This is a genomic window from Pseudoclavibacter sp. JSM 162008 (assembly GCF_041366455.1).
GTDB lineage: Bacteria > Actinomycetota > Actinomycetes > Actinomycetales > Microbacteriaceae > Pseudoclavibacter.
Map to the genome: position 1 here is coordinate 49,339 of NZ_JBEWYX010000009.1, position 26,340 is coordinate 75,678.

The window sequence follows — 26,340 nt, forward strand, 5'->3', positions numbered from 1 at the left end:
CGCCAAGCGACCCATGGCACCACCGACGAGGGGACGAGTTATGACCTCCGCCGCCTTTCCAACGAATGGCTACCCAGAAGCAGCCGGTCTCTATGACCCTGCGAATGAGCGCGATGCTTGCGGGCTCGCGATGGTCGCCACCCTGCGCGGCACGCCGGGCCACGACATCATCGATCACGCGCTCGACGCGCTGCGCCACATGGAGCACCGCGGCGCGGTCGGCTCGGACGCCGGAACGGGTGACGGCGCCGGCATCCTGACCCAGATCCCCGACGAGTTCTTCCGCGCGGTGAGCGGGTTCGAGCTTCCGGCCGAGGGGCGCTACGCCGTCGGCAACGCCTACCTTCCGGTCGACCCTGACGAGCGGGCGCGCGTCAAGGCCGGAATCGTCAAGCTCGCGGCAGAAGAGGACCTCCGGGTCATCGGCTGGCGCGAGGTCCCCGTGCAGCCGGATGAGCTCGGCAAGCTCGCACGCGCCGCGATGCCGGTCATCGAGCAGCTCTACGTGCGCAGCGAGCGCCAGAACTTCCGGGGCAACCCGCGCAAGGGTGCGTCCCTCGACCGTCAGTGCTACCGCCTGCGCAAGCGCGCGGAGCACTCGCTCGGGGTCTACTTCATGTCGCTCTCGTGCCGCATGATCACCTACAAGGGCATGGTGACGACGCTCCAGCTGGAGCCGTTCTTCCCCGACCTCGGCGACGAGCGCTTCGCGTCCAAGCTCGCGATCGTCCACTCTCGCTACTCGACCAACACGTTCCCGTCGTGGCAGCTCGCGCAGCCCATGCGCATGATGGCCCACAACGGCGAGATCAACACCGTGCGCGGCAACCGCAACTGGATGCGCGCCCGCCAGTCGCAGCTTCGATCCGAGATCCTCGGTGACGTCTCCGATCTCTTCCCGATCGTGACCGAGGGCGCGAGCGACTCCGCGTCCTTCGACGAGGTGCTCGAACTCCTCACGCTGTCCGGCCGCTCGCTGTCGCACGCCGTGCACATGATGGTGCCGGCCGCATGGGAGACCGCAGAGGACCTGAGCGCCGAAGTTCGCGACTTCTACGAGTACCACTCGCTGATCATGGAGCCGTGGGACGGCCCCGCCGCCATGGCCTTCACCGATGGCCGCTACGTGTGCGCGACCCTCGACCGCAACGGTCTGCGCCCTGGACGCTTCGTCCAGACCGCCGACGGGCTCATCGTCCTCGGCTCCGAGGTCGGCGTCGCCAGCCTCGACCCAGCCACCGTCATCCGCAAGGGGCGCCTGCGTCCCGGCCAGGTGCTCCTTGTTGACACCGAGGTCGGCCGTCTCATCGAGGACGAAGAGGTCAAGCACGATCTCGCCGAGCTCCAGCCGTGGGGCGACTGGCTCGACGAGGGCCGCATCAACCTCGCGGAGCTGCCCGAGCGCGAGCACGTGACGCACACCCCCGCATCCGTCGAGCGCCGCCAGCGCACGTTCGGGTACACGGAGGAGGAGCTTCGCATCCTGCTCGCCCCTATGGCGAAGAACGGCGCGGAGCCGATCGGCGCCATGGGCACTGACACGCCCATCGCGATCCTCACCGACCGACCGCGCCTCGTCTTCGACTACTTCACGCAGAACTTCGCGCAGGTCACCAACCCGCCGCTGGATGCGATCCGCGAGGAGGTCGTGACGAGCCTCACGACGAGCATCGGCCCCCAGGAGAACCTCCTGAGCGCGGGCCCAGAGCACGCTCGCCAGGTCGTCCTCGACTTCCCGGTCATCGACAACGACCAGCTCGCGAAGATCCAGCACATCGAGCAGCGCCCAGGCATCGACGCGGCCGAGACGCTTCGCGGCTGCTACCGCGTCGACGACGGCGTCGAGGGACTGCGCAAGCGGCTCGAGGAGCTGTGCGAGGAAGCAGACCGCGCCATCGACGCAGGCGCGGGATTCCTCGTGCTCTCCGACCGCGACTCGAACCGTGACTACGCCCCCATCCCATCGCTGCTCATGACGAGCGCGGTGCACCACCACCTGATCCGCACCGAGCGCCGCATGCGTGTCGGGCTCGTCATCGAGGCGGGCGATGTGCGTGAGGTCCACCACGTCGCCGTGCTGCTCGGCTACGGCGCGTCCGCAGTCAACCCGTACCTCGCCATGGAGTCCTGCGAGGACATGGTGCGCCAGGGCAAGCTCACCGGGGTCACCGAGGAGAAGGCGGTCGCGAACCTCATCAAGGCGCTGGGCAAGGGCGTCCTGAAGATCATGTCGAAGATGGGCATCTCAGCAGTCGCCTCGTACGCTGGTGCGCAGTGCTTCGAGGCCGTGGGCCTCTCGAACGAGCTCGTCAGCGAGTACTTCACCGGCACGGCGTCGAAGATCTCCGGCATGGGGCTCGAGGGCATCGCTCGCGAGAACGAGCTGCGTCACCGCCACGCCTACCCCGCCCAGGCGGCTCCGGCATCGCACCGCCCGCTCGACATCGGCGGCGAGTACCAGTGGCGCCGCGAGGGGCCGCCCCACCTCTTCAACCCGAACACGATCTTCCGCCTCCAGCACTCCACGCGCGAGGGTCGCTACGACATCTTCAAGGAGTACACGAAGCTCGTCGACGACCAGGCAGCCGAGACGATGACGCTGCGAGGCCTCTTCAAGCTCAAGGTCGGCGAACGGCCTCCCGTGCCGATCGACGAGGTCGAGCCAGCCTCCGAGATCCTCAGGCGCTTCCAGACCGGAGCGATGAGCTACGGCTCCATCTCGAAGGAAGCGCACGAGACGCTCGCGATCGCGATGAACCGCATCGGCGGCAAGTCCAACACGGGCGAGGGCGGCGAAGATGTCGAGCGTCTGCTCGACCCGGAGCGCCGCAGCGCGATCAAGCAGGTCGCTTCCGGGCGCTTCGGCGTCACGAGCATGTACCTGACGCACGCCGATGACATCCAGATCAAGCTCGCGCAGGGCGCGAAGCCGGGCGAGGGCGGGCAGCTGCCCCCGACGAAGGTCTACCCGTGGGTGGCCCGCACACGCCACGCGACGCCGGGCGTCGGGCTCATCTCGCCGCCCCCGCACCACGACATCTACTCGATCGAAGACCTCAAGCAGCTCATCTTCGACCTGAAGCGGGCCAACCCGTCTGCGCGCATCCACGTGAAGCTCGTGAGCGAGAACGGCATCGGGGCAGTGGCCGCCGGGGTCACGAAGGCACTCGCCGACGTGGTCCTCGTCTCCGGCCACGACGGCGGAACCGGCGCCTCGCCGCTCAACTCGCTCAAGCACGCAGGAACGCCCTGGGAGCTCGGCCTCGCCGAGACCCAGCAGACGCTCATGCTCAACGGCCTCCGCGACCGAGTGGTCGTGCAGGTGGATGGGCAGCTCAAGACGGGCCGCGACGTCATCGTCGGCGCGCTGCTGGGCGCCGAGGAGTTCGGCTTCGCGACGGCCGCCCTCGTCGTCTCCGGCTGCATCATGATGCGCGTCTGCCACCTCGACACGTGCCCCGTCGGCGTCGCGACTCAGAACCCTGAGCTGCGTTCGCGCTACACCGGCCAGGCGGATCACGTCGTCAACTTCTTCGAGTTCGTGGCGCAGGAGGTTCGCGAGTACCTCGCGGAGCTCGGCGTTCGCTCGCTCGACGAGATCATCGGCAAGCGCGAGCTGCTCGAAGTCGACGACGCCATGCATCACTGGAAGACCGAGGGCCTCGATCTCTCCCGCGTCCTCACGGGGCACGAGTTCGGCGACGCGCCCACGCGCAGCCTCGTCACCCAGGAGCACGAGCTCGACCAGCACTTCGACCAGAAGCTCCTCGAGCTCGCCGAGCAGGCACTCGAGAACGGCGAGTCGGTCAAGGTGTCGATGGACGTCATCAACACCGACCGCGCCGTCGGCACGATGCTCGGACACCACGTGACGCGCGGGCACGGCGAACACGGTCTCCCGGCCGGCACGATCGACATCGAGCTGCGGGGCACCGCCGGGCAGTCGCTCGGTGCGTTCTTGCCGAACGGCATCCGCATCCGCCTCGTCGGCGACTCGAACGACTACGTCGGCAAGGGGCTCAGCGGTGGGGAGATCATCCTGCGCCCTGACGAGCGCGCGCCGTTCAAGTCCCACGAGAACGTCATCGCCGGCAACGTCATCGGCTACGGCGCGACAAGCGGCACGATGTTCCTCAGCGGCGTCGTCGGCGAGCGCTTCCTCGTGCGCAACTCCGGTGCGACTGCCGTCGCGGAAGCCGTGGGCGACCACGCGCTCGAGTACATGACGGGAGGCCTCGCCGTGATCCTGGGCGAGACCGGCAAGAACTTCGGCGCTGGCATGTCGGGCGGCATCGCCTACGTGCACAAGCTCGACCCGAAGCTCGTCAACCCCGACATGCTCTCGACGGGCGAGCTCGGTCTCACGACGCTCACGAGCGCCGATGCGGACATCCTCCGCGACATCCTCGAACGGCATGCCACGGAGACCGACTCGCAGCTGGCCCGCGAGATGCTCGACGACTTCGACGCGGTGTCGAAGGAGTTCACGAAGGTGCTCCCTCGCGACTACGCGAAGGTCACCGAGATCCGCAACGCCGCCGTCGAACGCGGTGGCGACCCCGACGACAGCACGACCTGGCACGAGATTCTGGAGGCGACCCGTGGCTGACCCGAGAGGATTCCTCACCAACCGCGAGCGGGAGCTCCCGACGCGCCGTCCGGTGCCCGTGCGGATCATGGACTTCAGTGAGGTCTACGACCCGCAGGAGCCAACCCAGCTGCGCCGCCAGGCGGGGCGCTGCATGGACTGCGGCGTGCCCTTCTGCCACCAGGGCTGCCCCCTCGGCAACATCATCCCGGAATGGAACGACCTGACGTTCCGCGGTGACATGGCCGGAGCGAGCGAGCGACTGCACGCCACGAACAACTTCCCAGAGTTCACGGGCCGCCTGTGCCCGGCGCCGTGCGAGTCGTCGTGCGTGCTCGGCATCAACCAGCCGGCCGTGACGATCAAGCGCGTGGAGCAGTCGATCGCTGACACGGCGTTCGCCGAGGGCAACGTGCGTCCGCACCCGCCCGAGCGTCTCACGGGCAAGACGGTCGCCGTCGTCGGCTCGGGCCCCGCCGGCCTCGCCGCCGCCCAGCAGCTGACGCGTGCGGGCCACACGGTCGCCGTCTTCGAACGCGACGACCGCATCGGGGGACTCCTCCGCTACGGCATCCCGGACTTCAAGATGGAGAAGTCAGTCCTCGACGCCCGCCTCTCGCAGATGCGCGCCGAGGGCACTCGGTTCCGCACCGGCATCGAGATCGGCCGGGACATCACGTGGGACAACCTGCGACAGCGCTACGACGCCGTCGTGGTCTGCACGGGGGCGATGGTCCCGCGCGACCTGCCCGTTCCCGGGCGCGAGCTCAAGGGCGTCCATTACGCGATGGACTTCCTGACGCAGTCGAACCGCGTGGTCGCAGGCGACGACCTCGCCTCGCAGATCCACGCTGAAGACAAGCACGTCATCGTCATCGGCGGTGGCGACACGGGAGCCGACTGCATCGGCACGTCGCACCGCCAGGGCGCAGCCTCGGTCACGAACCTCGCCATCGGCAAGGAGCCGCCGACGGAGCGCCCGGCGCACCAGCCCTGGCCGACGACGCCGACGCTGTTCGAGGTGTCGACCTCGCACGAAGAGGGCGGCGAGCGAGCGTTCCAGGCGTCGACGGTCGAGTTCATCGGCGACGAGTCGGGGCGCGTGCGCGCGATCCGCCTCGCCGAGACGGAGTTCCGCGCGGATGGCTCGCGCGGTCCGAAGGCGGGAACCGAGCGTGAGCTGCCCGCCGACCTCGTGCTGCTCGCCATGGGCTTCACGGGACCGGAGCGGCACACGATCGAGCCGCAGCTCCAGCTTCCCTTCACGTCCCGCGGGGCGCTGGATCGCACGGCGGAGTACGAGACGGAGCTGCCCGGCGTGTTCGTCGCGGGCGACGCGGGCCGCGGCCAGTCGCTCATCGTCTGGGCAATCGCCGAGGGACGTGCGGCGGCCGCCTCCGTCGACCGGTATCTTGAACAGTCGACGGAACTTCCCGAGCCGATCCTCGCCACCGAGCGCGCGATCTCGCTCTGAGTCCGCCACCACGCGCCGCAGGGCGCACCTTAGTCTCGACGAACCGGAGATATGCATGAGCCGTAGAGCGAAGATCGTCGCCACCCTCGGACCAGCCGTCAACACCCCTGAAGGGATCCGCGCCCTCATCGCCGCTGGCGTCAACGTCACGCGCTTCAACCTCAGCCACGGTGACCACACCGTGCACACCGACAACTACAAGCTGGTCCGGGATGCGGCCGAGGAGCTCGGCGTTCCCGTCGCCATCCTCGTCGACCTCCAGGGCCCGAAGATCCGTCTCGAGAAGTTCGAGAACGGCCCTCACGACCTCGCGGTCGGTGACATCTTCAAGATCACCAGCAAGGACGTGCCCGGCACGAAGGAACTCGTCGGCACGACCTACAAGGGCCTGCCCACCGACGTGAAGCCGGGCGACCCGCTCCTCATCGACGACGGCAAGGTGCTCGTGCGCGTCGTGGAGACCGACGGCGTGACCGTCACGACCCGCGTCGAGGTGCCAGGCAAGGTCTCGAACAACAAGGGCATCAACCTGCCCGGCGTCGCCGTGAACGTGCCGGCCCTGTCCGAGAAGGACGAGGACGACCTGCGCTGGGGTCTGCGCATCGGCGCCGATATCATCGCGCTCTCCTTCGTGCGCTCGGCGGAGGACATCAACCGCGTGCACGCGATCATGGACGAGGAGGGCATCCGCCTCCCCGTCATCGCGAAGATCGAGAAGCCGCAGGCAGTCGAAAACCTCAACGAGATCGTCGACGCGTTCGACGGCATCATGGTCGCCCGCGGCGACCTCGGCGTGGAGCTGCCGCTCGAGCAGGTCCCGATCGTGCAGAAGAACGCGATCCAGCAAGCCCGCCGCTGGGCGAAGCCCGTCATCGTCGCGACGCAGATGCTCGAGACGATGATCGAGAACCCGCGCCCCACCCGCGCGGAGGCATCCGACTGCGCGAACGCCGTCCTCGACGGCGCCGACGCGCTCATGCTGTCCGGTGAGACGAGCGTCGGCGCGTTCCCGATCGAGGCGGTGCGCACCATGGCGCGCATCATCGAGTCGACCGAGACGCACGGCCTCGACCGCATCCCGCCGCTCGGCACGAAGCCCTTCACGCAGGGCGGCGCGATCACCCTCGCCGCATCGGAAGTGGGCGAGTTCCTCAAGGCGAAGTACTACTGCGTGTTCACGGAGTCCGGTGACTCCGTGCGCCGCATGGCGCGCCTGCGCACCGAGATCCCTGTGCTCGGGTTCACCCCGTCACCCCACATCGCTCGTCGCATGAACCTCTACTGGGGCGTCACGGCAGCGATCGTCGACCGCGTCACGCACACGGACGAGATGATCGGGCAGGTCGACAAGTACCTCATGGAAAACGGCCTCGCGCAGGCGGGCGACGTCGTCGTGGTCGTGGCAGGCATGCCGCCGGGACGCGCCGGCACCACCAACGACCTCCGGGTGCACCGCGTGGGCGTCGACGACGACCGCGTCGTGCCCGCGTACGAGGGCAAGCACACACGCTGAGCCAGATCGGCAACGCGGAGGCCGGACAGCACCAACATGCTGTCCGGCCTCTGTGCATCCCCGGCGCGCGCTCGCCTTCGCGCGCCCACGCTGCACCCGGTGCGACGGGTATCGTTTCACCATGGTGAAGTCCGAGACGGAACAGACGACATGAGTCCGCTGCAGGGATCCGTCGGCACGGACCCGATGGACTCGCTCGCCGCCGCGACGTCCTGGCGTCCCGACGTCCTCGGCGCTGGCTTCGCCGCGCTCGATCTTCCGCTCAAGCCCGACCATGAGGGCGAGGTGCTCGCCACGCTCGTCCGCGGGCCGAGAGCTGACCGCTTCGCACGCGGTCCCGCCCGGGGCGCCGACGTGCTCTACGTGCACGGCTGGTCCGACTACTTCTTCCAGAAGCATCACGCGCACTACTGGGCAGGGGAGGGAGCGCGGTTCTTCGCCCTCGATCTCCGCAAGTACGGTCGCAGCCTCCGCGACCACCAGACACCCGGGTTCGTCACCGATCTCGCCACCTACGACGAGGAGCTGGACCGCGCGCTGGAGATCATGGGGCATGGGCCGGGCGGGCATCGCCGCGGTCGCCATCCGCTCATCCTCATCGGCCACTCCACTGGCGGTCTGACCCTGAGCCTGTGGGCCGACAGGCACCCTGGGCGAGCCAGCGCGCTGATCCTGAACAGTCCTTGGCTGGAGCTGCAGACGCGCGCCGCGGTTCGCACGGCCCTCATGCCGCTCATGACACTCGCGGCCCAGCTCCGCCCGACGGACACGTTCAACAACATCGATTTCGGCTTCTACACGAGGGCAGTGAAGAAGAGCCTCGGGGGAGAGTGGGAGTTCGACGAGCGCTGGCGGCCGACGCCGAGCTTCACCGTGCGGGCTGGCTGGCTCAACGCCATCCTCGCGGGCCATGCGGCCGTCGCCGTCGGTCTCGACATCAAGGCGCCGGTCCTGACGATGCTCTCGGCGCGCAGCACGCTGTCCCCGATCTGGCACGAGGCGATGAGGCGGACGGACTCCGTGCTGCGCGTCGACGACATCGCGAGACGCACCCTCAATCTGGGTGACACCGTGACCGTTCGCCGTCTGGATGGCGCACTCCACGACGTGCTCCTCTCGGCGCCACCCGTCCGAGCGAAGGCGTTCGACGCGATGACCACCTGGCTCAAGGGATACCTGGACTGACCGGAGCAGGGAACAACGCAGGCTCGCGGACTGTTGGACTGCGTGTACCCAGCGCCACCGCACCCGAAAGGTCAGTATGAGCCGCCTCCTGTCGCCGATCACCCTCCCGAGCATCGATGGCGACGGCCTGCCGCTGCGCAACGCCACGTTCCTCGCTCCCATGTGCCAGTACTCCGTGACGGAACGCGACGGCCTGCCGACCTCATGGCAGCTGGTGCACCTCGGCGCGCGGGCCAGCGGTGGCTTCGGGCTGGTCTGGACGGAGGCGACCGCGATCGTCCCAGAGGGACGCATCTCCCCAGAGGACGCGGGCATCTGGAGCGACGAGCACACCGAGGCGTGGCGCCCGATCGTGGAGTTCATTCATGCGCAGGGCGCGGCGGCCGGCATCCAGCTCGCGCACGCCGGCGGGAAGGCGTCCACGTATCCTGCGCTGCCCGAGACGGTGCGCGGCCGGGTTCCTGCTGACGAGGGTGGGTGGACGGCGGAAGCACCGTCGAGCAACGATGCACTCGGCCTTGAGCCCCCGGTCGCGCTGAGCGTCGAAGAGATCGCCGAGATCGTGAGCGCTTGGGGCATCGCGGCCCGTCGGGCGGATGCGGCCGGTTTCGACGCGCTGCAGATCCACGCAGCCCACGGATACCTGGTGCACGAGTTCCTGTCACCGCGCTCGAACCAGCGGAGCGACGAGTACGGCGGATCGTTCGACAACCGCATCCGCTTCGCCCTCGAGGTCGTGAGCGAGGTGCGACGCAACTGGCCTGCCGAGAAGCCGCTCGCGATCCGCTTCTCGGGTGAGGACTGGGTCGAAGGCGGTTGGACCATCGACGAGACCGTCGAGCTCGCCAAGCGCGTGCACGGACTCGGCGTCACTGTGTTCGACCTGTCGAGTGGTGGCATCGGCGCGTTCACCGGGCCGGTCGGCCCCGGGTACCAGGTGACACTGGCGCGCGCCGTGCGCTCGGCGCTGCCACAAGAGGGCACGTTCGTGACGGCGGTCGGCCAGATCACGGATGCGCGCCATGCTGAGGCGATCCTCGTGGCCGGTGACGCCGACGGGATCACGATCGGCCGTGCGGCACTCGCGAACCCGAACTGGCCTGTCCATGCCGCAGTCGCGTTGGGGGACGGCCAGGAAGGACTCGTCGCGCCCCAGTACTGGCGCGCGAACATGGCCTAGCCGCTGAGTGCGGCCGACTCGGGAGCTCGGCCCCGCAGGTGGGCGTCAGCTCTCGTCGCGACCGTCTCCGCCGCGGTCGCTCCGTGCGGACGTGGAGTCGGCCAGCAGCTGCGTGAGCGTGTCCTTGAGCGCCTCGAGTTCTGGAATGCTCCAGCCGAGCTCGGCAACGACCTTGACTGGGACTCCCTCTGCCTTCCGCCTGAGGCCGCGCCCCGCGTCCGTGAGCCGGATCTCGACGGCGCGCTCGTCCGCTGGCCTGCGGTTCCGCGTGATGAGTCCCGACGCCTCAAGCCGCTTCACGAGCGGGCTCAGGGTCGCCGGTTCGAGATGCAGCGCTCGGGCGAGCTGACCGAGCGTCTGCCCGTCGTCCTCCCAGAGGCCCAGCATCACGAGGTACTGGGGGTGGGTGAGACCGAGGGGCTCGAGGATGGGGCGGTACAGTGAGATGACGCTCCTGCTCGCAGCGGCGAGGGCGAAGCACAGTTGCTTGTCGAGCGCGAGGAGATCCACGAGTCCAGACTAGCCGAAGCAACCGAGTCCACGAATAGTTAGTACACTAACAACATGCCGAGCGACAGACTCCCGAACCCGTACAAGGGCCAGCCGGGCTGGTGGAACCGAATCAACCAGGCCCTCTTCCCCTTCATGGGCCCCGCCCAGGTGGGTACCGGGGGAGTCGCGCGCACCGACCCCGTGCGCGCACCGTCCGCCTGTCGCGAGTGCGGGCACCCCTATTCGGAGCATCAGGTGCGCCGTGGTGTCGGCGCGAACCAGCCGAGCAGCATCCTCTGCCCAGCGAACCCTTCCGCCGACAGCTAGAGCGAGACCACCAGCACCACGAGACCGGCCGCGGCAGTCAGCTTGATGACGATGAGCGTCCACCACCAATCACGCGGGAAGCGCACGCCGTCGAGGCAGTCCCGGATGAACTCGGGCGGTTTGAGCGACATCACGGCGTCGGCGGCGAGCACGACGGCGAGCGCGAGAGTTGGCCACCACGGGTCTGGGAGAAGTATCACCCTTTCTCCTTGCAGGTGCAGATCGCGGCGAACGCGCGGTGCAGATCCGCGGAGAGATCAGCTGGGTCGGCGGTGCGGCGGGCCGACGCCGTGAAGAGCAGGCCCACGAATGCGAAGTACAGCGCGCCGGCCTTCTGGGCGGCTTCTGCACGCGGAGTGCAGCCCCGCACTGTGATCGCGGTACGGTTCTCCTCGGTGAGTCGCGCCGCGAGCTCTGAGAAGAGACTCGACGAGTGGCCGCCGGAGACGAGGATCGACGCGTAGACGCGCGCGAGGTCGTCATCCCGCATGAAGACGGCGACAAATGGGGAGGCCAGAGCGACCAGGCGGCCTGAACAGGTGCTGTTGCCCGCGAGGCGCGATTCGATGCGAGGAGCCGGCCTTGGTCGGGCCGTCTCCCACTCGACGATCGTGCCCGCTGCATGCCGGTCGCGCTCAGCTTCGATGAGGCGATCGAAGACCCGGACGAGCAGCGCGTTCTTGTCGCCGACCGACATGACGGTTCCAGCGCTGACGCCCGCTGACTTGGCGATACCGCGGATGCTGGCTCCAGCGAACCCTTCCTCCTGAAAGATCTGTTCGGCGGCGTCGAGCACGCGGGTCTGAGTGTGCCTCTTTATCTCCGCGCGCGTGCTCGACATGGGCCAAGCCTCTAGCGAACGGGTTCAGTGAACTCGTTCACTGACGTCAGGGGCCGGGGTGCGTCGAGATGCTGCGCCGACCAAGTGTTGTCAGGTGATCAGTCCGGCGTCGAACACAAGTTCTGAGTTTTTCCACAATCCCTGGTCAACGACTGGTTTCTGGTGCGGTCCAGTGCTAGGCTGGTGGTGATCTTGGGGGAGGTTATCGTGGCATCGCAGTTCGAGCAGGAGGCGTATCGCGAGTCGTCAGTGGAGTCGTCAGTGGAGACGGCGGTGGTTGATGCGCTGCTCGAGGCCAGGTGTCAGTTGGCGGGGCTTCCGGATGCGGAGATCGTGGTCGCGTTGCGGGAGCTGGCGGCTCGTCGGCGTGTGTTGGATGCGGCGTTGGTGGAGGTCGCTGGGGAGTTGCTGCGGCGGGAGGATGAGTCGCCGCGTGCGGAGTCGGTGGCGCGGAAGTCGGGGTTCCGGAACCTGACGGCGATGGTGGAGCAGGTGCTCGCGGTGCGGCCGTTCGAGGCGAACACGCTGGTGCGGGTGGCGGCGGCGACGCGGGAGCGGATGAACGTCACGGGCGAGCCGATCCCGGCGAGGTATCCGGCGGTGTCGCAGGCGGTCGGGTCGGCGGTCATGTCGATCGCGCAGGCGTCGGCGATCACGAAGGGCTTGGATCACACCGGGAACCGCGTGGGCGTCGACGAGCTCGAGCGGGCCGAGAGAGAGCTGGTCGCGTCAGCGTGCGGGGTGAACCCGGAAGACGAGCAGCCCGCCGTACCGAAGGTGCTGGAGGTGCAGGCGGCGACGTGGGTGTCGTACCTGGACCCGGACGGCGACGAGCCGCGGGCCGACAAGATCGCGGAGGAACGCGGGCTGTGGATCTCCCGGCGCGGCGACGGCGCGGTCACCGGGAAGTTCGTCGCGACACCCGAGCAGGGCGAGCAGCTGCTGTCGGTGTTCGACGCGCTGCTCTCGCCGCGGCGCAGGGTGGAGTTCCCGGCGGCGTCCGAGTGCGGGGAACCCCTCGCCCCGGCCCTCGGCGCCAACGAGCTCCCGCTGGACAACGACAACGCGCACACCGACAGCGACAACGACAACGACAACGTCGAGGTTCCGCTGGCGGACCCGCGGTCGATCGAGCAGCAGCGCATCGACGCGCTCACGATGCTCGTGCGCGCCTACGCCGAATCCCCAGACGCGCCCCGAACGGGCGGGGAAGCGCCCACCGTCATCATCGTGACCACCAAGGCCGGCATCGCCGGAACCGCGACCCGTCCCGAGGACGTCCCGCACCTCGAGCGCACCGGGGAACCAGTCCCGCCGAGCGTCGCCGCGCAGCTGCTGTGCGACGGGTTCATCCGCGTCGCGACCCGCAGCAGCACCGGGGAGATCCTCGACCTCGGCCGCAAACAACGACTCTTCACCACCGCCCAACGCCGAGCCATCGCGATCCGAGACCGGCAATGCCGGGCCCCCGGCTGCAGCGCACCCGTCCGCTGGTGCGAAGTGCACCACGCACAGCCCTGGAGCGAAGGCGGACCCACCGACGCGAAACACGGCATCCTGCTGTGCTTCTTCCACCACCACGAAGTCCACCGCGGACGGCTCGTCCTCACCAACGGCAACAACGGCGACAACGGACGCAACGGCAGCGGACGCTGGCACGTCGTCCCCGCCCTCGGCCACCACGCCCCACGCAGAACCGCCCGCCGCCGCAGCTACACCACCAGCAGCGTCCAAACCGCACGCCCAGCAATCAACCGAAGACCCTGAAACCACTCACCAGCAACCAAGCAGCCGCGGCTCATGTGGCGGGCAGCGACTCCATCATCTGCTCCCATGCGCGGTGTTTTTCGGCGCCGACGAGCTCGAGCCGCGTCACCACGGCCACGCACTGCGCTCGCACGTCGGACATCTCCAGCGTGGAGGTGCGGCCATGCGGACCGAGGACGTCACCGGCAAGCACGACCGAACGGCCGCATGAGTCAATACACGTCCCTCACGTAGCGCTTCTGGCGCTTCAGGGCGCCGACGTACTCGGCAGCCACCTCAGCCGTCACTCCGCGCTCCCGCGCGACCACGGCATGCAGCGCATCATCGACGTCCCTTGCCATGCGCGAAGCGTCGCCGCACACGTAGAAGTGGCCACCCTCCTCGAGCCACGCGTACAGCTCTGCACTGTGCTCGAGCATCCGCGTCTGCACGTAGATCTTCTCGGCCTGGTCGCGCGAGAACGCGAGGTCGAGGCGGTCGAGGACACCCCGTTCGCTGAGCCCCGTCAGCTCGTCCTCGTAGATGAAGTCGCTCTCCCGATGCTGGTCACCGAACAGCAGCCAGTTGCGACCGGAGGCGCCCCGCGCCTCGCGCTCGTGCAGGAAGCCACGGAACGGCGCGATGCCCGTGCCAGGGCCGACCATGATCATGGGCGCGTCATCGTCCTCGGGCACGCGGAACGCAGCGTTCGGCTGCAGGAACAGGTGCACCGGGTCGGCCTCACCCACACGGTCAGCGAGGAACGTCGAGCAGACGCCGCCGTACCGGCGGGCCTCGCTGCCGTAGCGGACGGAGGCGACGGTGAGGTGGATGCGGTCCGGGCTGGCCAGGGGGCTCGACGAGATCGAGTACGCACGGTGCTGCATCGGGCGCAGCAGCGCCGCGAACTCGTCCGCACCAAACGCCACGCCCTGTGCGGCCTTGAGGACGTCGAGCGTGTCCTTCCCCCACAGCCAGCTGTCGAGCTGCGCCTTGTCGCCGCGCTGCACGAGCTCCGCGACGGCGCCGCTTGGCTCGCGCGCCGAGAGCTCCGCGAGCAGGTCCTTCGACGGCGCCGTGATGTCGAGCTCACGTTCGAACGCCGTGCGCAGGCTGGAGCCGTTCTCGAGCGCCTCGTCTCCCGAGAATCCGAGGTGTCCGAGCAGCTCGTCGACGAGTGCCGGCGCGTTGACCGGGACGACCGCGAGGGCGTCGCCCGCCGCATACGTGATGCCGCTGTCGCCGAGCTCGAACTCGTAGTGGCGGATCTCCTTCGAGCTCCGCGGCCCGGAGAGCACGCGGTTCACGGCGAGCCGCGACGGGTACGGGGTCTTCTTGTTCCAGGGAGAGCGCACGCGGGCAGGGGCGGCCGCGGCGGCGGGCGCCGGGGCTGCCGTGTTCGGCTGCAGCGCAGCGAAGTGCTCGACAACCTCGGCGATCCAGGCGGCGGCTGCGTCCTCGTAGTCGACGTCGCAGTCGACGCGCTGCACCACCCGAGTGGCGCCGAGCTGCTCGAGGCGGGTGTCGATGAGCTTGCCTGCCTGGCAGTAGTCGTCGTAGCTGCTGTCACCGAGCGCCAGCACGGCGAACTTCGCAGACTCGAGACGCGGCGCACCGTCGGCAGAGAGCTCCTCCCAGAACAGCTCCGCGTTGTCCGGCATCTCGCCCTCGCCGTACGTGGACGTGACGACGACGATGTTGCGTTCCCCGCCGAGCGCTTCGGGCGAGACGGAGTCGAGCGGGGCGAGCGTCGCCGCGAGACCCGCGCCGCGGGCCGCGGCCGCGAGGTCCTCAGCCACGAACTCGCAGTTGCCGGTCTGCGTGCCGATCAGGATCTCGAGCGTGAGCGTCGCCGACTCCACCTCCTTGTCGGCCGTCGGGATCGCGGCCAGGCCCGCCATGAAACCTGAGAGCCAGGCCTGCTGCTCCTTGGTGAACGGGGCGTCCACCGGGATGAACGGCGCGCTCATGCCAGACCTCCGGCGGTTGCCGTGAGACCCGCCATGGCGGCCGAAGGCTGCTGACGTTTCTCCGTGACGACGAGGTCGCGGGCGATGTCCACCAGCGCCGCGGTCGCCAGGATCTCGTCGGTGCCAACCGACTCGAGCAGGCGGCGGTTCTTCACGTTCTGGTGCATGATCCATCCCGTCGTTCCAGGCGCGTCGATGCTGCGCACGTTGCGCAGACGGAGCGCGTCCTTGTAATCCTCCAGGCGCTTGGCAGCGATGAGGGCCGCCAGCGCAGCGTCCTCGAAGCGCTCGAGCTCCCCACGCAGGTACTTGTTGACGCGCTGCATGACGAAGAAGTCCTCGGTGAGGATCAGCTTCCGCACCGCATCCACCACCCGGGGGTCGTCGGGTCCGCTCGCGTCCGGGACGCGTGTGAGCGCGATGCCCTGCGAGATGTTCAGCACGGCGTAGGAGGCGAGCAGCGCGAACCGGTCGTCGCGGTCCGCTTCGGAGCCACTCGGCGTGCGCCCGCCGATGACCGGGTGAGCGCCGCGGTAGGCCTCCTTGAAGAGGCGGATGCGCTGGGTCGCGATCGACGCCGAGAGCTCGTCGAGGAGCTCCTTGCGGCCCTTGGCCGCGAGGATCTCGTCCGCGTCCTGGTACAGGAGCAGCGCCCGGGGCATGCCGCAGAAGAACTTGCTGCGCTCCGCCTCCCAGTCGCCGAGGATCCGCGCGGCGAGCGGAGACCCGGTCGCGTCGAGGTGCCAGTGCAGCAGGAGCTTGACGGCCGCCTCGTGGAAGTCCCCGTGGCTCGTGTCGGTGATGGGGAACACCAGCAGCGAGTCGGCGCTGACGTTGGCGCGAGTCGACCCGTCCGCGTCGTACTGGTAGACGAAGCCGCCGCTCATCCCGTTGCCGAGGCCCTTGCCCGCGCTCCCGAGGTTGAGCACGGCTCCGTTGGTCATGTACTCGCAGCCGAAGTCGCCGATGCCCTCGACGACGGCCGTCGCGCCGGAGTTGCGCACCGCGAAGCGGTCACCCGCCTCGCCCTGCACGAACGTGCGTCCGCCGGTCGCACCGAAGAGGGCGAAGTTGCCGATGAGCACGTTCTCGCCGGGCTGCGAGCCCCCTCCGCCGGGGGAGAGGATGACGATGGTGCCGCCTCCCTGGCTCTTGCCGACGCCGTCATTCGCGGTTCCGGTGTGCACGAGGCGCATGCCGTCGTTGCTGAACGCGCCGTACGACTGGCCCGCCGACCCCTGGGTGGTGACGGTCACGCTGCCGTCGACGAGGGAGCGCCTGCCGCGCTCGTCCTCGACGACCGAGGGAAGACCTGCAACGGTCTCGGCGTCGAGCTCGTAGTTGAGCATCCGCTCGATGTCGATGGACAGCTGCCCACCGACGGACTTGAAGCGGTTGCCCATCTCGACGCCTTCGATCCGGACCCCGGGCTCAGCCCGCTCGACGAGCGCGGCCCGGATCTGTTCGACGAGCGAGTCGTCGATGCTGAAGTCCTTCTCGAGGGAGATGGGGTCGGCGACGATCTTCTCCGGCACCTTCGCGAGCATGTCGCGCACGTCGAGGTCGCCGACGCTCGCAGGGTGGGCGAGGAGCTGCAGCAGGTCGCCGCGACCCCGCGCCTCGCCGAGGGAGCGGAGACCGAGGGAGGCGAGGATCTCGCGCACCTCGTGGGAGATGTTCAGCAGGTACTGCGCGAGCGCGCGCGGGTCACCGTCGAACACCTCCGGGTTCGTCGTCAGCCCGGCCGGGCACTTGATGTTGCAGTTCTTGGCCATGACGCAGCCGAGCATCATGAGCGCCGTCGTGCCGAACTCGAAGCTGTCCCCGCCGAGGAGCGCCGAGGTCACGACGTCGCTCGCCATCTGGTGGGCGCCCGAGCAGCGCAGCACGACCTTCTGCCGGAGTCCGTTCGCAAGGAGCGCCTGGTGCACCTCGGCGACGCCGATCTCGGCCGAGCGGCCCGCGTACTTGAGGCTCGTGACGGCCGCAGCCCCCGTGCCGCCCGTGTTGCCTGCGACGTTGATGACGTCGGCACCCGCCTTCGCGACGCCCACGGCGATCGTGCCGATGCCCTCCGACGAGACGAGTTTGACGACGACGCGAACTCTCGCCGCCTTGCAGTCGTGGATGAGCTGGGCGAGGTCCTCGATCGAGTACGTGTCGTGATGCGGGGGCGGGGAGACGAGCTCGACGCCGGGGGTTCCGCCTCGGGCCGCGGCGATGTCGACCGTGACCTTGGGGGCGGGCAGCTGCCCGCCCTCGCCGGGCTTCGCGCCCTGGCCGATCTTGATCTCGAGCTCTTGCAGCATCGGGTCGGCGAGGTAGCCGGCCCAGATGCCGAAGCGACCGGAGGCGAACTGCTTGATGCGGGAGCCGCGGATCGTGTTGTAGCGGGTGATGTGCTCGCCGCCCTCACCGCAGTTCGACATGCCGCCGACCATGTTCGTGCCGTGCGCGACCGACTCGTGGGCCGTCGCGACGAGCGCCCCGTGGCTCATGGCGCCGGAGGCGAGCGTGCGCGCTATCTCATGCGCAGGCTGCACGTCGTCGAGCGAGATGCTGTCCGGGGCCGTCCTCAGCAGGCTCAGGACGCTGGAGGTTCCGGGCGCGACCCGGACCTCGAGCCCCGCATCCGTCGCCGTGGTCTCGACGATGGCCTCGCCACCGAGTGCGGTGAGGACCTGCGCGAGCGCGTTGTAGCGCGCGGCTTCGTCGTCGAGGGGACCCGTCAGGGTGAGCAGGTAGCGCTCGTTCTCGACGCGCTCGATCTCGAGGCCGCGCACGCGGACGTCGCTGTTCCCGTCGAGCGAGAACCGACTGAGCTCGCGCGCGAACTCGGAGGGGGTCGACGCGAGGCGCACGTCGGCGGGCAGCGAGAGGACATCGCGCAGCGCGGATGGTCGGCGCGTGCGCTCCTGGATCGTGTTGGTGACGAAGTCGCGGTAGCCGGGGGTGATCTCGAACGCGTCGATCTGCTCGGGGGTGAGCGCCCCGTATCCGTTGTACGTGTATGCCTTGTCGTCGAGCCCGAAGGCGTCGCCGAGCTGGCCGAGCGTGAGGAGGCGCAGCGAGTCGTGGCCCGGGTGCGGCTCGGCGGCCGCCTCGCCCGGTTCCGTCGCCTCAGCAGCCCCCGGCGACTCGAGGACGCGCGGCTCCTCTGTCATGTCGATGAACCCGCGAACGGCCGTGGTCCCGAAGGAATGGCCTGCACCTTCCTGGCGCTCCTTGAAGAGTCCGAGGAGCGGGATCTGCTTCTCGTCGGCGACGGCGACGGCCCGCTCGTGCCACTCGGCGACCGCGAGGGCGATGCGCTCGAAGCGCACCCCGCCGACGGGCGCCGCGAGGTGCGGGAAGTAGCCGGCGAGCACGGGGTCCTTCGTGTCGAGGTAGTTGGGCTCGAAGAACTCGCCGCCGATGTAGCTCTCGACCGTGCACAGGCCGACGCGACCCATCGTCTTCATGAGCGACTTCTCCGCCGCCTTCGCGAAGCGCGCGACCGCGAGGTCCGTCTCCGTGATCGTGTCGACGGATGCGGCGCCGCTCGGGTAGCGCTCCTCCGCGCGCAGGCGCACGCAGAGCGGGTAGACGGCGGCCGCGCCGAAGCCCAGGGCCGACGCGATGTGGTGCGAGGAGGGCAGCTGCCCGGACTCGGCGATGAGCGAGACCCGGAGCCTCAGTCCCTCTCGGATCAGCCGCTGGTTGACGGCCGCGATGACCAGGATGAGCGGGATGGCCGCCGCATCCCTGGACACGTTGCGATCCGTGAGGACGGCGATGCCGCCCTGTGTCCGCGCGAACTCGGCCACGGCGTCGCAGACGCCTTCGACCGCGTCGCGCAGCGATGCGGCGTTCGCCGCGGCGTCGCCCTGCACTGGCGTGTAGAGGATCTCGAAGCGCTCGAGCGGTGCGAGGCGCTGCTCTCGGAGCGCGACCATGTTGAGGTGGCTGAGGATGGGCGAGGGCACGACGATCTGCCTCGTGCGGTTGCCGCCGTCCGGCTTCGCTCCGAGGGCCACGCGAAGCGTCATCCCGTCGGCTTCGCGGATGCTGTCGAGCGGCGGGTTGGTCACCTGTGCGAATCGCTGCGAGAAGTACTTCGCGAGGCCTCCCTCCTGGTCGGAGAGCGCGTTGATGGCGTTGCCGTAGCCCATGGCCGAGATGCGCTCGGTGCCGTTCGCGAGCATCGGGTCCATCATGAACTTGAAGCTCTCCTGGTTGAGCGAGTACGCGACGTACCTGCCGGCGGGGGAGAGGTCGCCGTCGTAGCCGAGCGTGGAGCTGCCTCGGGTGATCTCGGGCAGCTCGATGTCCTCGATGTTGACTCTGGCCGCTTCGAGCTCCGCGCTGTAGTCGCGGCGCCTGGCGAGCTGCTCGAGCGCCTCTCTCGTGCGGTAGCTGCGTCCCTGACGGTGATCGAAGTACAGCATCCCGCCAGCCTCGATGCGGCCGCGGCGGATGATCGTGCCCGACGCGAACTGGATCTGTCCCGCCTCGGAGCTCACGACGAGGTAGTCGTCCGTCTCGACGGTACGCAGCGGCCGCAGGCCGAGGCGGTCGAGCCGGGTGCCGATGATGTCGCCGTTGCTGAAGACGAGGGCGGCCGGACCGTCGTTCTTCTCCTCGTACAGGGAGAAGAACTCGAGCATGTCGCGCACCTCGGGGGTCAGCGTGCGGTCGTTCTCCCACGCCGGCGGCATGGTCGAGACGACGGCCTCGACGAGCTCGAGCCCGTCGTCGAAGACACGGCTCTGGAGGGTCTGGTCGAACCGGCTGCTGTCCGACTGGCCGGGCGGATGCACGATGACGCGTCCGCGGGCGGTCGCGAGGGCGTTCTCGGAGAGGCGGTTCTTGCGGTCGGTGTTGAGCTCGCCGTTGTGCGCGAGCATGCGGAACGGCTGCGCCATGCTCGGGTGCGGTTCCGTGTTGGTCGAGAAGCGCGTGTGGAAGAACAGCGTGCGCACCGACTGGCGCTCGTCGAGCAGGTCGGTGAAGTAGGGGATGACCTCGTTCGAGTTGAGGCGCCCCTTGAGGGTCTGCGTGCGCGCGCTCAGGGAGAGGGGGTAGAGGCCCTGGAGCGCGGGGTCCGCGTACGCGACGCCCTCGATGTCGAGGAGTGCGGCGTTCGCCGCCGAATCCATCTCGGCTCGGCTCCATCCTTCCGCGGCCTCGAACACCCACTGCACGATGGGGAGCTGGTAGCGCGCCGCGGCCGGGCGCGCGACGGAGGGGTCGACGGGAACGTCGCGCACGAGCACGGGCTCGATGCCGTTGGCCCGCAGCGTGCCAGAGATGAGCTCGTGAGCGGCCTCGAGCTGTGCCTCGTCGCTCGGCATGAAGAAGTTGCCGACCCCGAAGAGGCCGGCCGTGAGCTGTCGGCCGACAAGCGCACTGAAGAACTCCACCGACAGGTCGACGTTGACGCCGGCGCCGTCCCCGACACCCTCAGCTGACATCCCTCCGCGGTGCGGGATCGCGCAGAGCGCCTCGTTGCCGAGCCGGATGACGTCGTGATGCTGGACGCCGTCCTTCCGCGTGATGAAGCCGACGCCACAGTCGCTCTTCTCGAGCTCGGGACGGTACAGACCGGTGATTTTTTGCGACACGAAGATGCCTCCAGGGGACAGCAGCGAGGGGAAAGGCGACGCGAACACTGCAACGTTGGAGGTTTCGTCTGCGGGAGTCGGCACTTGGTGCGGTGCGAGCTTCCCAGCGGCAAAGCGGTATACGTACGGTAAGGGGTGCCTAAGGCTGATGCAAGGCCACGCGCCGTGCGCGCGCACGATCGCTGACCTACCACCTGGTGGGGTAAGGAGTACGATCCGGAGCGCGCACCCGCGTCAGCACCAACAGGGAAGAGGCACCATGAGCACCATCTTCATCACGGGGACTTCGACCGGACTCGGCCGTGCGGCCGTCGAGCTCTTCTCCGCCAGGGGCTGGCGAGTGATCGCCACCATGCGGGCGCCGGAGGAGCAGACGGAGCTCGGTGACCTCCCGGGGGTGACGCTCAAGCGGCTCGACGTGACGGACCCAGACGCCATCGTCCGCGTCGTGGCCGAGACGCTTGCCGAGGAGCCCGTCGACGTCCTCTTCAACAACGCGGGCTACGGGCTCGCGGGCCCGTTCGAGGCCGCAACGGACGAGCAGATCGTCCAGAACATCACCACCAACCTCCTCGGCGTCATGCGCGTCACGAAGGAGTTCATCCCGCACTTCCGTGAGCGCGGCGCAGGCGTGATCCTCACGACGACGTCCATCGGCGGCAAGGTCACGATGCCCTTCAACTCCGTCTACCACGCCGCGAAGTTCGGCGCCGAGGGGTGGAGCGAGGGCCTCGCCTACGAGCTGGCTCCGTTCGGCATCCGGGTCAAGACCCTTGCACCTGGCGGCATCCGCACCGACTTCGGCGGCCGCAGCCTCGACCAGACCGCTCACCCCGACTACCTGGAAGCGCTCATCCGGGCGACATCGCGGTTCCGGGACCCGTCCCGCGACTCGACGCGCTCGTCCGCCGAGCAGGTCGCCCAGGCCGCATTCGACGCGGTGACGGACGGGACCGAGCAGATCACGTACGTCGTCGGCCAGGACGCGCGGGAGTACATGGGCATGCGTGAGCAGCTCGGGCAGTCAGGCTTCGTCTCGGCATCCACGAGACTCTTCTTCGGCTGAGATGGTCGCGGTGGCTGAGATGATGGACGCATGAGCGAAGTCAAGACATATATGCGCACCGCCTCTGCCGAGGCGGATGCTGGCGAAGAGGCCCTCACGGAGGTCACCGACAAGCTGGTGCAGCGCCTCGTCGAGGCAGGGGCCTCCGATGGCGTCACGATTCCCCAGAGCGAAGTCGAGGTCGACGTGCTGGTCGACGACACGCTGAACCTCTGGGACGCGACCGCGACCTGGTCGGGAACCGGTGCGACCTCGTCGGAACCTGAGGAGACGCCCATGACGGGCGAGTAGCGCCGAGCACGAACACCGAGAACGAGACAAGCCCCGGTTCGGCCAGTGATTCACTGGCACGACCGGGGCTTCCCGTCTGGTGCCGGCTGTGGGATTCGAACCCACACGCCCTCTCGGACAGAGCATTTTGAGTGCACCGCGTCTGCCATTCCGCCAAGCCGGCGCAACACCACGGACACAGTATCGTAAGCTCACTACGTGACTGAACAGGAAACCTCTCAAGCCCCGCGACGTGTTGTCGTCGCTGAAGACGAGTCGCTCATCCGGCTCGACATCGTGGAGATCCTCCGCGACAACGGCTTCGACGTGGTCGGAGAGGCCGGCGACGGGGAGACCGCGGTCGCCCTCGCGAAGGAACTCCGCCCCGACCTCGTCATCATGGACGTCAAGATGCCGCAGCTCGACGGCATCTCCGCGGCCGAGCAGCTGTCGAAGGACAGCATCGCGCCCGTTGTGCTCCTCACCGCGTTCAGCCAGAAGGAACTGGTGGAGCGCGCGACTGAGGCGGGCGCCCTCGCGTACGTCGTGAAGCCGTTCACGCAGAACGACCTGCTCCCCGCGATCGAGATCGCGCTCGCTCGCCACGCGCAGCTCATCGCGCTCGAGGCCGAGATCTCCGACCTCAACGAGCGGTTCGAGACCCGCAAGCAGGTCGACCGCGCGAAGGGCCTCCTCACGCAGAAGATGGGTCTCAGCGAGCCAGAGGCGTTCCGCTGGATCCAGAAGGCGTCGATGGACCGCCGTCTCACGATGCAGGAGGTCGCGCAGGCGGTCATCCAGCAGCTCTCGGCCAAGAAGTAGCCGAGCCTCGATCAGCAGAAGCCCTCACCGCGTTGTCGCGGTGAGGGCTTCTTCGGCTCTGCGTGGAACTACTTCGCGGTTCGGATGAGGTTGGTGATGCGGATCGTGGAGCAGCGCTTGCCCGCCTCATCGGTGACCACGATCTCGTGCACCGTCATGGAGCCGCCGAGGTGGATCGCCGTGCACACGCCCGTGACCCAGCCGCTGACCGCGGATCCGGTGTGGGTGGCGTTGATGTCGATGCCGACCGCGAAGCGCCCGGGGCCGGCGTGCACGTTGGCGGCCATGGAACCGAGGGATTCGCCGAGCACGCAGTAGGCGCCGCCGTGCAGCAGGCCGATGGGCTGGGTGTTCCCGTCGACCGGCATGACGGCGACCGAGCGCTCTGGACTCAGCTCGACGCAGAGGATGCCCATCCGCTCGGCCAGCGCGCCGAAGCCGCGACCGTAGGTCACGTCGTGCTGGTCGGGGATGGCGAGCCCGTTGACCGTCGTCGGGGGCGTTTCCAGGTGAGTCATCAGGCTTCCTCCTCGAAGAACGCCCCACAACACGCGCGCATCGGCGCAGTGTCTGGGGCGGCAAGTAGGCTGACCGTGTGTCAGCGCAAAATCAGCCTACCCTCATGGTCATCGACGGCCACTCGCTTGCCTTCAGGGCGTTCTTCGCCCTGCCGGTCGACAGCTTCGTGAACTCGGAGGGGCAGCACACGAACGCCATCCACGGCTTCGTCTCTATGCTCCTCAATCTGCTGCAGAACGAGAACCCGAGCCACATCGCCGTGGCCTTCGACATCTCGCGCAGCTCCTTCCGCACCCGCGAGTACCCCGAGTACAAGGCGGGCCGCGACGCGACTCCCGTCGAGTTCAAGGGGCAGATCCCGCTGCTTCGCGACGCCCTCCACGCGATGGGCATCAAGACCGTCGTGAAGGAGGACTTCGAGGCCGACGACATCCTCGCGACCCTCGCACGGCAGGGGCGCGAGCAGGGCTTCAAGGTGCTCGTCGTCTCGGGCGACCGCGACTCGATCCAGCTCGTCACCGACGATGTCACGCTGCTCTACCCGTCGACGCAGGGCGTGACGAAGCTGACCCGCTACGACCCCGCGAAGGTCGAGGAGCGCTACAGCGTGCGCCCGGAGCAGTACCCGGACGTGGCGGCCCTCGTGGGGGAGAAGAGCGACAACCTCCCCGGTGTCCCCAAGGTCGGCGAGAAGACCGCGGCCAAGTGGCTCGCGCAGTACGGCTCCCTCCAGGGCATCCTCGACCATGCCGACGAGATCGGCGGCAAGGTCGGCGAGTCCTTCCGCGAGCACCGCGAGAACGCGGTCCGCAACCGCAAGCTCAACCGCCTCGTCGATGACGTCGAGCTGCCGGTCGCACCGGATCAGCTCACGCGCGGGTCGATCGACGCGGATGCCGTCCGCGAGATCTTCACGAAGCTGCAGTTCCGCACCCTGCAGGACCGGGTGCTGAAGCTCGCCGACGAAGCGGGTGACGACATCGCGCCCGCCGAAGCAGTCGCTGCGCCCGTTCGACCGGAGCTGCTCGACGAGGAGCTCGAGCAGTGGCTCGAGAAGGCCGTCGCCGCGACCCCGGAGGGCCTCGGCCTCGCGGTCTCGCACAGCGCCGAGGGTGGCATCATCGCCATCGGCGTGTCGACGGCCGCCGAGGCGACCGAGCTCCGCTGGATTCCGGAGCGCGTCGACTACGCGCCCCTCGAGGCGTGGCTCGCGAGCGATGCTCCCAAGCTCATGTTCGACGCGAAGCCCCAGCTCAAGGCCCTCACCGTCGCCGGCCTCGCGGTCGGCGGCCAGGTCAAGGACGGGCAGCTCGCCGCGTGGCTGTACCGCCCCCAGAACGCCCCCAAGCGCCTCGCCGAGCTCGTGCAGATGCGACTCGACGAGCAGCTCCCAGAGGGCGACCCGAACCAGCTGCAGCTCGGCGACGAGTCGTCGCTCGTCGCGAGTGACGCCTGGTACACGCAGCGCGCGACGACTGCCGCCCTCGGCATGCTCGAGCCAGGCACGCTCGACGTCTTCACATCCATCGAGACGCCCCTGCTCGCCACGCTCTCGAGCATGGAGCTGCAGGGCGTCGCCATCGACCGCGACTTCCTGCAGGGCCTCGCCGACGACCTGACCGAGCGCATCCGCACCTACGAGCAGGAGGCGTTCGACGCCATCGGCGGCACCGAGATCAACCTCGGCTCCCCGAAGCAGCTGCAGGTCGTGCTCTTCGAGACGCTCGAGATGCCGAAGACCCGCAAGACGAAGACGGGCTTCTCCACGGATGCGGAGTCGCTCGCTGACCTCGAGCGCAACAGCCCGCATCCCTTCCTCGGCGCCCTCCGAAAGCACCGCGACTCGGTGAAGCTGCGACAGATCATGGAGTCGCTGCTCAAGGCCATCGACGAGAGCTCGCGCATCCACACGAGCTACCACCAGATCGGCTCCGCCACGGGCCGCCTGTCGTCGAACGACCCGAACCTGCAGAACATCCCCATCCGCTCCGATGAGGGTCGCCGCATCCGTCGCGCGTTCGTGCACGGACCCGAGTTCGAGTCGCTCCTCACCGCCGACTACTCGCAGATTGAGATGCGCATCATGGCGCACCTGTCGGGCGACGCCGCGCTCATCGAGGCCTTCAACGCGGGGGAGGACCTCCACCGCTTCGTCGGCTCGCGGGTGTTCGGGGTGGACCCGGCCGATGTGACGCCGGCCATGCGCTCGAAGGTCAAGGCGATGTCCTACGGCCTCGCCTACGGCCTCTCAGCGTTCGGCCTGTCGAAGCAGCTGCAGATCGAGGTCGCCGAGGCGAAGAAGCTCATGATCGACTACTTCGAGCGCTTCGGGAAGGTCCGCGACTACCTGCGCAACGTCGTCCTGCAGGCAAAGGAGGACGGGTACACGGAGACCATCTTCGGCCGCAGGCGCCCGTTCCCGGACCTGCACTCGACGAACAGGATCGCGCGCGAGAACGCCGAGCGACAGGCACTCAACTCGCCGATCCAGGGATCGGCGGCCGACATCATCAAGCGCGCCATGAACTCCATCGAGGACCGCATCCGTGCGGAGAACTTCTCGTCCCGCATGCTGCTGCAGGTGCACGACGAGCTCGTGTTCGAGGTCGCCGCCGGTGAGGGCGAGGCGATGGAAGCGCTCGTCCGCGAGGAGATGGCCGCGGCTGCGGACCTCACCGTGCCGCTGGAAGTGCAGATCGGGCGCGGCCCGAACTGGGACGAGGCCGCGCACTAGCCCGCGCAGC

The 26,340-nt window shown here is 68.6% G+C and carries 17 protein-coding genes and 1 tRNA gene; 11 read left to right on the forward strand and 7 right to left on the reverse strand.

Features of this window, described 5'->3' with window-relative positions; genetic code table 11:
* The first annotated feature begins 40 nt into the window (after positions 1-40).
* From gltB to ABVF28_RS09330, 5 genes are all read left to right on the forward strand, one after another.
* Complete coding sequence (gltB, locus tag ABVF28_RS09310) at positions 41-4,609, forward strand: glutamate synthase large subunit (protein WP_371030279.1); 4,569 nt, start codon at positions 41-43, stop codon at positions 4,607-4,609.
* Positions 4,602-6,062 (forward strand): glutamate synthase subunit beta, encoded by a 1,461-nt coding sequence (locus ABVF28_RS09315; protein ID WP_104253241.1) that lies wholly within the window; start codon positions 4,602-4,604, stop codon positions 6,060-6,062. The genes gltB and ABVF28_RS09315 overlap by 8 nt, the downstream gene beginning before the upstream one ends.
* 55 nt (positions 6,063-6,117) lie before the next feature.
* On the forward strand, positions 6,118-7,575 hold the full coding sequence (gene pyk, locus ABVF28_RS09320; protein WP_371030280.1) for a pyruvate kinase: 1,458 nt from the start codon (positions 6,118-6,120) through the stop codon (positions 7,573-7,575).
* 150 nt (positions 7,576-7,725) lie between these two features.
* Positions 7,726-8,760 carry an alpha/beta hydrolase gene (locus ABVF28_RS09325; RefSeq protein WP_371030281.1) on the forward strand — a complete coding sequence of 345 codons (1,035 nt, stop codon included), beginning with the start codon at positions 7,726-7,728 and terminating at the stop codon, positions 8,758-8,760.
* A 76-nt stretch (positions 8,761-8,836) separates the two neighbouring features.
* Complete coding sequence (locus ABVF28_RS09330) at positions 8,837-9,940, forward strand: NADH:flavin oxidoreductase/NADH oxidase (protein WP_371030282.1); 1,104 nt, start codon at positions 8,837-8,839, stop codon at positions 9,938-9,940.
* 45 nt (positions 9,941-9,985) lie between these two features.
* Here the strand turns inward: ABVF28_RS09330 and ABVF28_RS09335 are convergent, their stop codons facing one another.
* Entirely contained in the window at positions 9,986-10,450 is a 465-nt protein-coding gene (locus ABVF28_RS09335) for a MarR family winged helix-turn-helix transcriptional regulator (protein WP_371030283.1), read from the reverse strand.
* A gap of 54 nt (positions 10,451-10,504) precedes the next feature.
* Here ABVF28_RS09335 and ABVF28_RS09340 point away from each other — a divergent pair, with 54 nt between their 5' ends.
* Positions 10,505-10,759, forward strand: a complete 255-nt coding sequence (locus ABVF28_RS09340) for a hypothetical protein (protein ID WP_371030284.1) — start codon at positions 10,505-10,507, stop codon at positions 10,757-10,759.
* On the opposite strand, the gene ABVF28_RS09345 is transcribed toward ABVF28_RS09340, so the two are convergent.
* Together ABVF28_RS09345 and ABVF28_RS09350 are read right to left on the reverse strand one after the other, a co-directional pair.
* Positions 10,756-10,959: a hypothetical protein gene (locus tag ABVF28_RS09345; RefSeq protein ID WP_371030285.1), complete on the reverse strand. Its 204-nt coding sequence runs from the start codon at positions 10,957-10,959 to the stop codon at positions 10,756-10,758. The two genes, ABVF28_RS09340 and ABVF28_RS09345, sit on opposite strands and share 4 nt — an antisense overlap.
* On the reverse strand, positions 10,956-11,600 hold the full coding sequence (locus tag ABVF28_RS09350) for a TetR/AcrR family transcriptional regulator (RefSeq protein WP_371030286.1): 645 nt from the start codon (positions 11,598-11,600) through the stop codon (positions 10,956-10,958). Before ABVF28_RS09350 ends, ABVF28_RS09345 begins: the two co-directional genes overlap by 4 nt.
* A gap of 207 nt (positions 11,601-11,807) precedes the next feature.
* Here ABVF28_RS09350 and ABVF28_RS09355 point away from each other — a divergent pair, with 207 nt between their 5' ends.
* Positions 11,808-13,367: a DUF222 domain-containing protein gene (locus ABVF28_RS09355; protein WP_371030287.1), complete on the forward strand. Its 1,560-nt coding sequence runs from the start codon at positions 11,808-11,810 to the stop codon at positions 13,365-13,367.
* Between the two features lie 212 nt (positions 13,368-13,579).
* Here the strand turns inward: ABVF28_RS09355 and ABVF28_RS09360 are convergent, their stop codons facing one another.
* Positions 13,580-15,316 carry a sulfite reductase flavoprotein subunit alpha gene (locus ABVF28_RS09360; RefSeq protein WP_211890471.1) on the reverse strand — a complete coding sequence of 579 codons (1,737 nt, stop codon included), beginning with the start codon at positions 15,314-15,316 and terminating at the stop codon, positions 13,580-13,582.
* Positions 15,313-20,919, reverse strand: coding sequence for a glutamate synthase-related protein (locus tag ABVF28_RS09365; RefSeq protein WP_371030288.1), 5,607 nt, complete (start codon positions 20,917-20,919; stop codon positions 15,313-15,315). Before ABVF28_RS09365 ends, ABVF28_RS09360 begins: the two co-directional genes overlap by 4 nt.
* Before the next feature lie 259 nt (positions 20,920-21,178).
* On the opposite strand from ABVF28_RS09365, the gene ABVF28_RS09370 reads away from it, so the two are divergent.
* Positions 21,179-21,985, forward strand: a complete 807-nt coding sequence (locus ABVF28_RS09370) for an SDR family oxidoreductase (RefSeq protein ID WP_371030289.1) — start codon at positions 21,179-21,181, stop codon at positions 21,983-21,985.
* A gap of 30 nt (positions 21,986-22,015) precedes the next feature.
* Positions 22,016-22,276, forward strand: a complete 261-nt coding sequence (locus ABVF28_RS09375; RefSeq protein WP_146080781.1) for a hypothetical protein — start codon at positions 22,016-22,018, stop codon at positions 22,274-22,276.
* Between the two features lie 77 nt (positions 22,277-22,353).
* On the opposite strand, the gene ABVF28_RS09380 is transcribed toward ABVF28_RS09375, so the two are convergent.
* Positions 22,354-22,439 (reverse strand) — tRNA-Leu (locus ABVF28_RS09380).
* Between the two features lie 35 nt (positions 22,440-22,474).
* Here ABVF28_RS09380 and ABVF28_RS09385 point away from each other — a divergent pair.
* Positions 22,475-23,077, forward strand: a complete 603-nt coding sequence (locus tag ABVF28_RS09385; RefSeq protein ID WP_104241240.1) for an ANTAR domain-containing response regulator — start codon at positions 22,475-22,477, stop codon at positions 23,075-23,077.
* 68 nt (positions 23,078-23,145) lie between these two features.
* Here the strand turns inward: ABVF28_RS09385 and ABVF28_RS09390 are convergent, their stop codons facing one another.
* The gene (locus ABVF28_RS09390; RefSeq protein ID WP_211890474.1) at positions 23,146-23,595 is read right to left on the reverse strand and encodes a PaaI family thioesterase; all 450 of its coding nucleotides are present in this window, start codon (positions 23,593-23,595) and stop codon (positions 23,146-23,148) included.
* Positions 23,596-23,699: 104 nt separating this feature from the next.
* Between ABVF28_RS09390 and polA the strand changes: the two genes are divergently transcribed.
* Positions 23,700-26,330 carry a DNA polymerase I gene (gene polA, locus ABVF28_RS09395; protein ID WP_371030338.1) on the forward strand — a complete coding sequence of 877 codons (2,631 nt, stop codon included), beginning with the start codon at positions 23,700-23,702 and terminating at the stop codon, positions 26,328-26,330.
* Positions 26,331-26,340 lie beyond the last annotated feature (10 nt).